Below are 5,940 nucleotides of genomic sequence, written 5' to 3'. Positions count from 1 at the left end.
GAATGGAACAATCCTAAATTAGTTGAAATCTGGCGCAAAAAATGGGCTTTTGAAGTAAATAAAAAATTTAAAGAGTTAAATATTAAAAAAGCAATAACAAACTTATCGACCTTGAGACAAAAAGAAGAATTAATAAAAATGGCAAAAACACAGATAGAAAATGGAGACTTAGAAAAAGCAGAGAAAACAATATATGGAGTTGAAATTTTAGAAAATAAAAAAGTTAAAAAGCGCATCCCGCGCAAAATTTGGATGAAATTAAAAAATCAGGTTAATAATAAAAAACATATAAAAAAAGAAGAAGCAAAAAAAGAAGATAATAAAAAATTTAATAATATAAAAAACGCATTTAATAAATTATTTAGTAATTTTAATAAAAAAAGAAAACAAGAAAAAGAGATCGGACAATTAGAAAAATTAAAAGTTGATAAAATAAATAATATAAAAAATATGGATAATCGAATTAATTCAATAAGCGATCTTTTAGATAGCGAAAAATTAAAAATTGACTTAAACAATAAAAAAATTAAATTAGGAGAAGAAGCAAAACAAAAACAAGACTTAAACAATAACAATAAAAAAGATCTTAATTTAATAATCAAAAACCAAAACGAGGTGAAAAATGGAAACAAAAAAAGGAAAACTTATACCATATCTTAAAAATGGTGAAATAATAAAAATGGAAACAGTAGAAGAAAGATTTACGCGAATGCTTTACACTGAGCCGAAAGAAGCAAAAGAAAAAGAAGAAGAAGAGGAAAGAGGAAGAACAAAGCGATCAATTAAATTAAAACCAAATATAAATATTGAACCTGAACAAATCAAAAAGAAAAAAATAAAACGCAAAATTTAACCTATAAGCCCCATAAAGGGGCTTTTATATATGGTTAAAAAGGACAATCAAGCGTTGCGTCTAAAATCTCAAAAGCTTTTTTGTTTTGTTGTATCATTTGCTCAATTTCGCTTTCTGTAAACAATAAATCAAAATCATTAATCAATTCTTTATTAAATTCATAATCATAGACATCTTTTAAGTTTTTCACTTCGCCCGTTTTTTCTAATCTCGCAAACGTTGCGCGGGTGCGCGCTTTGATTTTGTTTAACTCAATAATTGCGTCATTAGTGATCATATAATCTTTATTTTTCATTGAGTTAATAATCAAATTTAAGCAAATATTTTGATTTTCGATCTGAATTTTTAGCGTTCTTTTTATTGTGTTTACAATATTTAAGCGTTTTTTATTAAGTGCTTCTTCAAGCGTTTGATCTGATAAAACATATTGATGATCGTCGCACCAAATCGCACTATAAACCCGCACTCCGTGGGCTTTTTCGTGTGCTTCTTCGCATTCAATCTTCGCTCTTATATCTTCCTCGTTATATTCAAACGGCGGCAATTCTGCGATTAAATCCTTATAAATTCCAAAAAATGAGATTGCGCGGATTCCTTTGATTTGCTTATCATATTCAATAAAAAAATCATCATTTTTAACAAGTGATTTTGCGCTGTTCTCATCTTCTTTAGCTGTATATTTGAGTATATAATTCACAACATGATCCGAATTTTTCAGATCTGAAATCGTCGCATATTGCCTTTTTCCGCCATTTTTTGCGTTTTTTACGCTTTCTGCTGTTTGGACTCTCAAAATTTTGACGAATGCGCGATCATTAGGATAATCAGCGCGATCAAATGGTAAACCCGCCTTTTTTGCTTCTGCCTCAATGCATTTAGTCCACTCTTCCGCCCATTCTTCCGCTCTCATGTAGTGCGCGCCTTTGTTGTTAAAATATGACCGCGCAACTTGTAGCAAAAAGTGAATATGAGGGTGACAGTGATCTTTTACATTTCCGCGCGTCACTTCAAAACATCTGAAACCTCCGCGCACCACGCCTTTTAATTTTTTACGAGTCATTAAACGAGCAAACGCGCGACTCATTAGCTTTAAATAGTCTTTTAAATCTGTAATTGGCGGGTTTTTTATTGTGAGCGTGCCAAAAATTAAACCGTCGCTTTCGTCTGTGCGCTCTATGAGCGATGGCGTGATTGCTCTTATTTTTTCTTGCAAAACAAAAGCGCGGATTCGCTGGCATTCGGTGCAATTGCGGTCTTTGCATCGGTGAGAATATAAATTCATCGAATAACCGCGAGATATTGCTATTTCTCTGTGTGAGCAACAGCCATAAATTCGACCCGCGCGTTTTCTCATTTTAAGCGCCAGATTTTCATTTTCGATTTTTTCGGCTTGCGCGTAAAAAATTTTAGAGAGAGCGATCCCGCGCGCTTTTCGCTCATTAAGTCTTTTTCCGTTCTGTGTCGCATTAGTTGCCAAAGTTCGCGCACTCGCGCGCTTGACTTTGTGCTCTAATGCTTTATCATTTTCAATGTAAAACATTCGATAAACCTCGTATTTTTTGATCTTCGCACTTTCAAATTTACGGGGTTTTTCTTTTTTGTCAAACGCTTAAATATCAAGCACTTTTAAAAATCACATAATAAAAAAATAACTATCCCATTTTTTAGCTCAAAAATCACAACATCAGGGATCACTATCCCATTATTGATATCAATAAAGCCAATTTTTCATAGCTTACGCCCAATTTTTAACACATCGACCGCTCATCTTTTTTAGTTTTCCTTTTGTCATTTCTTTGATTTTTCCTTAGTTCGGGAAGACAAAAAAAAAAGGACAAAACGCCCAAAACCCGCGCCCCGCCTGACTTTGCGAGCATTTGCGACGTTAAAAAAAATCGGATTTGTTTCTTAATAATCAAGTTTAGGTCTTGAATTTTTCGCTTCGCTCAAAATCCGCTAAAACAAAAAACCAAAGGGGGAATAAATCCCCTTGTCCGTTCGCTCTGCTCACCTTATGGCGCGCGCGCCATTGCTACGCACTTCTGGCAACAAAAAAAGGCTGATATCATGACACCAACAAACAAACAAACAAAAAGGCTTAAATGATGATCACTTTTAAAATCATACAAAATATCGATGAGACAGAAATAATCAAATACATTAAAAATAAAAACATCACAGAAGTGTCACAAATAAACGTAGACGCGCTAATAGAGCAAGTAATGCGAAACACTAGAATAACAAACTATTACGACTATGAAACGCTCGACGAAGAAAACAAAACAGAGCTTTTAGAAAAAGCGACTGAGTTATTAAATGATATAAAAAACGGAAATATAACAATCAATTATAAGATTTGAGTAACTACAAAAGCGAATAAACTATTGCGATCTCTTCATTTTTCGCTCTGCTTTTGTAAAGTCACAAAAAAAACACTTTAAAAAACAAAGTGTTTTTTTTATGACTTCCTGCTAAACACAAATTAAACCCCTATTAGTGAAAGGTCAAAATTTGGATAGAACGTTGAAGCGATGATCGATATTGTTAATTGTATATTTACAGCTAAAACCCCGCCTATGAGATGCGTAAACGCGCGCGGTAGGTCTTCCCTTTTGCCTTTTGCTGCGCTCTGAAACATTAAAAAACCGCGAAATATTGCGATTGTCCCCAAAGCTTGAACAAACAAAAGGCAACTCGTCAGAGCTTCGGCAACGCCGGGCAACATCCTACCTTGAGGAATTTGTGAGAACAGCTCTGCGGGCTTGTATTCGCCCCCATTAACTAATGTCTCGCTAAGGATAGGAACAAAGCCCGAAACTGCGATCATCAGCGCGCTAATGACCGTCAACCATACAGGACGGCTTACCGCTACTTTACCATCTGCGACTCCTTTAAAATCAACAATTGCGAACCCTGCCAAAATCGCACCACACAGCCAAATTAGCGCGGTCATGAATATTGACACAGACGACCAAGCTCCAATTGAATTAGCGAACCCATCGCCAATAGTGAAACTATCCATAAACTACCCCCTTTTTAGTTACTAATTCCCTTTTTTATTCGTCGTCGCTCTCTTATTTCTGCGCGCCCGAGCGCAATAATTCCTCGCTTTTCGTCCATGTTTAAATTTTTAAAATATTGAAATAACGCCACAATTTTCTCTTTGTTGTCAAAAAAAGCATCCTCATACTTTAAAACTTCTAGACCCAAGATAATTGCCTCTTTTTCTTTCTTTTTAGTTTCTTCTTTTTTTAATTTTTTCGCTTTTTCTTTTTCTATTTTTTCTAGTTTTGCTATTTCATTTTTTAACCTATTTATTTTTTGCTCGTTTGTTATCCCCATTTTTTACCCCTTTTATATATCTTTATTGTCTTTTTTATATTCGTTCATCAAATCATCTTTTGCGCTTCGCTCGTTAAATAAATTACTTATTATTTTTAATGTTTGTTCAAATAAAAAATATATTAAATATAAAACTCCGCCGCCAATAATTAATCCTATCATTTTTTACCCCCTTTTTTCTTTTTACCATATTTAAAATATAAATAAAATAAAGATGGAAAAACTATTAAAAAATTAATTAGCAATGTTAAATAAATATTTATTAAGCTCATACATTAAACCCCATCAAATTAATTTTATAAAAACAAATCTCATGGAATTGACGATCTAAGCAATCGCTTATTTTTAATTTTAACTTAACTTTATCTTTAACTTTTGAATTATCGATCATGTGATATAAGATAATTTTAAAATTATAAGTATATTTAAAAACATGTTGAAAAAATAATTGAGTTTTTAACTCGTTAATTTCTACTAAGTGTATAAAAAAATCAACATCATTTTTATAAAAGCTTTTTATATGAGCTAATAAATTTTTATTATTTTCAATTTTAATTGCGCTATTATAATATTTTAATGTTTTAATTTTGCTGTTTTTATTAAAGCAATTAAAAAACACAGATTTTTCTTTTTTTCTGTTAAAATCTTCATTGCTCAAAATAACTAAATCTTGATAAAGCTCAAACACATCGTAAAAATTAACCTCATCTAATGCGTTTTTTATTTTTAGCTCTTGTAAATTTTTACATAAATTATTTATTTCATCTTTTAAAAAAATTGCTAACTGCTCAAATTCTTCGCTCGTTGCGTTATTTTGCAATAATTCATTTTTAAAAAAATCACTCATTACATGTAATAAATAAAATTCATTTTTAAAGTTTTCTAATTTTTCTTTTTTTGTTTTTTTCATAATATATTATCCTTTTTTTATCTTTATATTTTTTAAATAATATATTTAATTTAAAAGTCAATTATTAGGCTGTTTTATTTACTTTATTTATTTATAAAGTATTACTTAATTAAGCAGTCAAAAGTTGCGTAGCAAGCTGTTCATTGCTCTAAGAGCGTCAGCGATTAGCAAAGCAATGCCCACTTATACATCAGGCTTCGCGCTGATGTGTGGGTTTTGAGCAAGCTCAAAAGAAAAGCGCAGACGCGCGCAATGCTTCGCAATGCTTGCTTACACGCTCACCCCCGCCCTTGCGTATTGCGTCCGCATACTCAAGAGGGGAGAGCTAAAACAAAGGCACACGCGCAACAACGCACACACAAAAACACAGGAGGAAGATATGGCACTAATGCATATGCAATTTAAAATTTTAAAGAGAAGCGAGGGAAAAAGTGCGGTTTACTTAACCGCTTATAATAACCGCCTGCGCGCTCGTGACGAGCGAACGGGTGACTTATACAACTACACACAAAAAAGCGATCTTTATTATAGCGAGGTAATGCTACCAGAGAACGCGCCCGCGCGTTTTAGTGACCCCGTCACGTTGTGGAATGAAGCAGAGAAGCAAAAACGCAGGGATGCTCAATTGTCGCGCTATACAATAATAGCACTCATGAAAGAGCTAACACCTAAACAAAATAAAGAGCTATTAAAAGAGTATTTAAAAAAGAATTTTGTTAATCATGGAATGATTGCTGATTTTGCAATTCATGACGCTAACGGAAATAACCCTCATGCTCATGTTATGTTTACAATGCAGGAGGTCACAAACACAGGGCTGGGAAAAAAAGTTAGA

9 protein-coding genes are annotated in these 5,940 nt (G+C 33.0%); 4 read left to right on the top strand and 5 right to left on the bottom strand.

What is annotated here, in order from left to right:
• Together AC3Z9T_RS21245 and AC3Z9T_RS21240 are read left to right on the top strand one after the other, a co-directional pair.
• Window positions 1-660 (top strand): hypothetical protein (locus AC3Z9T_RS21245; protein ID WP_490128049.1); only part of this gene is annotated, 660 nt, incomplete at its 5' end.
• Window positions 623-853: a hypothetical protein gene (locus AC3Z9T_RS21240; protein ID WP_490128048.1), complete on the top strand. Its 231-nt coding sequence runs from the start codon at window positions 623-625 to the stop codon at window positions 851-853. The genes AC3Z9T_RS21245 and AC3Z9T_RS21240, both read left to right, overlap by 38 nt.
• 34 nt (window positions 854-887) lie before the next feature.
• Here AC3Z9T_RS21240 and AC3Z9T_RS21235 read toward each other — a convergent pair whose 3' ends face one another.
• Entirely contained in the window at window positions 888-2,393 is a 1,506-nt protein-coding gene (locus AC3Z9T_RS21235; RefSeq protein ID WP_490128047.1) for a protein rep, read from the bottom strand.
• Between the two features lie 562 nt (window positions 2,394-2,955).
• On the opposite strand from AC3Z9T_RS21235, the gene AC3Z9T_RS21230 reads away from it, so the two are divergent.
• Window positions 2,956-3,213: a hypothetical protein gene (locus AC3Z9T_RS21230; protein ID WP_490128046.1), complete on the top strand. Its 258-nt coding sequence runs from the start codon at window positions 2,956-2,958 to the stop codon at window positions 3,211-3,213.
• Between the two features lie 122 nt (window positions 3,214-3,335).
• On the opposite strand, the gene AC3Z9T_RS21225 is transcribed toward AC3Z9T_RS21230, so the two are convergent.
• From AC3Z9T_RS21225 to AC3Z9T_RS21210, 4 genes are all read right to left on the bottom strand, one after another.
• Window positions 3,336-3,875, bottom strand: coding sequence for a hypothetical protein (locus AC3Z9T_RS21225; RefSeq protein WP_490128045.1), 540 nt, complete (start codon window positions 3,873-3,875; stop codon window positions 3,336-3,338).
• A 14-nt stretch (window positions 3,876-3,889) separates the two neighbouring features.
• Complete coding sequence (locus tag AC3Z9T_RS21220) at window positions 3,890-4,195, bottom strand: hypothetical protein (protein ID WP_490128044.1); 306 nt, start codon at window positions 4,193-4,195, stop codon at window positions 3,890-3,892.
• Between the two features lie 12 nt (window positions 4,196-4,207).
• Window positions 4,208-4,357 (bottom strand): hypothetical protein, encoded by a 150-nt coding sequence (locus AC3Z9T_RS21215; RefSeq protein ID WP_490128043.1) that lies wholly within the window; start codon window positions 4,355-4,357, stop codon window positions 4,208-4,210.
• Window positions 4,358-4,463: 106 nt separating this feature from the next.
• Complete coding sequence (locus AC3Z9T_RS21210; RefSeq protein WP_490128042.1) at window positions 4,464-5,105, bottom strand: hypothetical protein; 642 nt, start codon at window positions 5,103-5,105, stop codon at window positions 4,464-4,466.
• Window positions 5,106-5,484: 379 nt separating this feature from the next.
• Between AC3Z9T_RS21210 and AC3Z9T_RS21205 the strand changes: the two genes are divergently transcribed.
• Window positions 5,485-5,940 (top strand): MobA/MobL family protein (locus AC3Z9T_RS21205; RefSeq protein ID WP_490128041.1); only part of this gene is annotated, 456 nt, incomplete at its 3' end.

The organism is Providencia sp. 6390 (assembly GCF_058148425.1).
Note: the sequence above shows the minus strand (reverse complement) of the source record. Positions and strands in the feature narration are given on the sequence as shown.

Coding starts and splice junctions, on each gene's coding strand:
- AC3Z9T_RS21215 (WP_490128043.1), bottom strand. CDS start 4,357: ATGATAGGATTAATTATTGGCGGCGGAGTTTTATATTTAATATATTTT.
- AC3Z9T_RS21240 (WP_490128048.1), top strand. CDS start 623: ATGGAAACAAAAAAAGGAAAACTTATACCATATCTTAAAAATGGTGAA.
- AC3Z9T_RS21225 (WP_490128045.1), bottom strand. CDS start 3,875: ATGGATAGTTTCACTATTGGCGATGGGTTCGCTAATTCAATTGGAGCT.
- AC3Z9T_RS21220 (WP_490128044.1), bottom strand. CDS start 4,195: ATGGGGATAACAAACGAGCAAAAAATAAATAGGTTAAAAAATGAAATA.
- AC3Z9T_RS21235 (WP_490128047.1), bottom strand. CDS start 2,393: ATGTTTTACATTGAAAATGATAAAGCATTAGAGCACAAAGTCAAGCGC.
- AC3Z9T_RS21230 (WP_490128046.1), top strand. CDS start 2,956: ATGATGATCACTTTTAAAATCATACAAAATATCGATGAGACAGAAATA.
- AC3Z9T_RS21210 (WP_490128042.1), bottom strand. CDS start 5,105: ATGAAAAAAACAAAAAAAGAAAAATTAGAAAACTTTAAAAATGAATTT.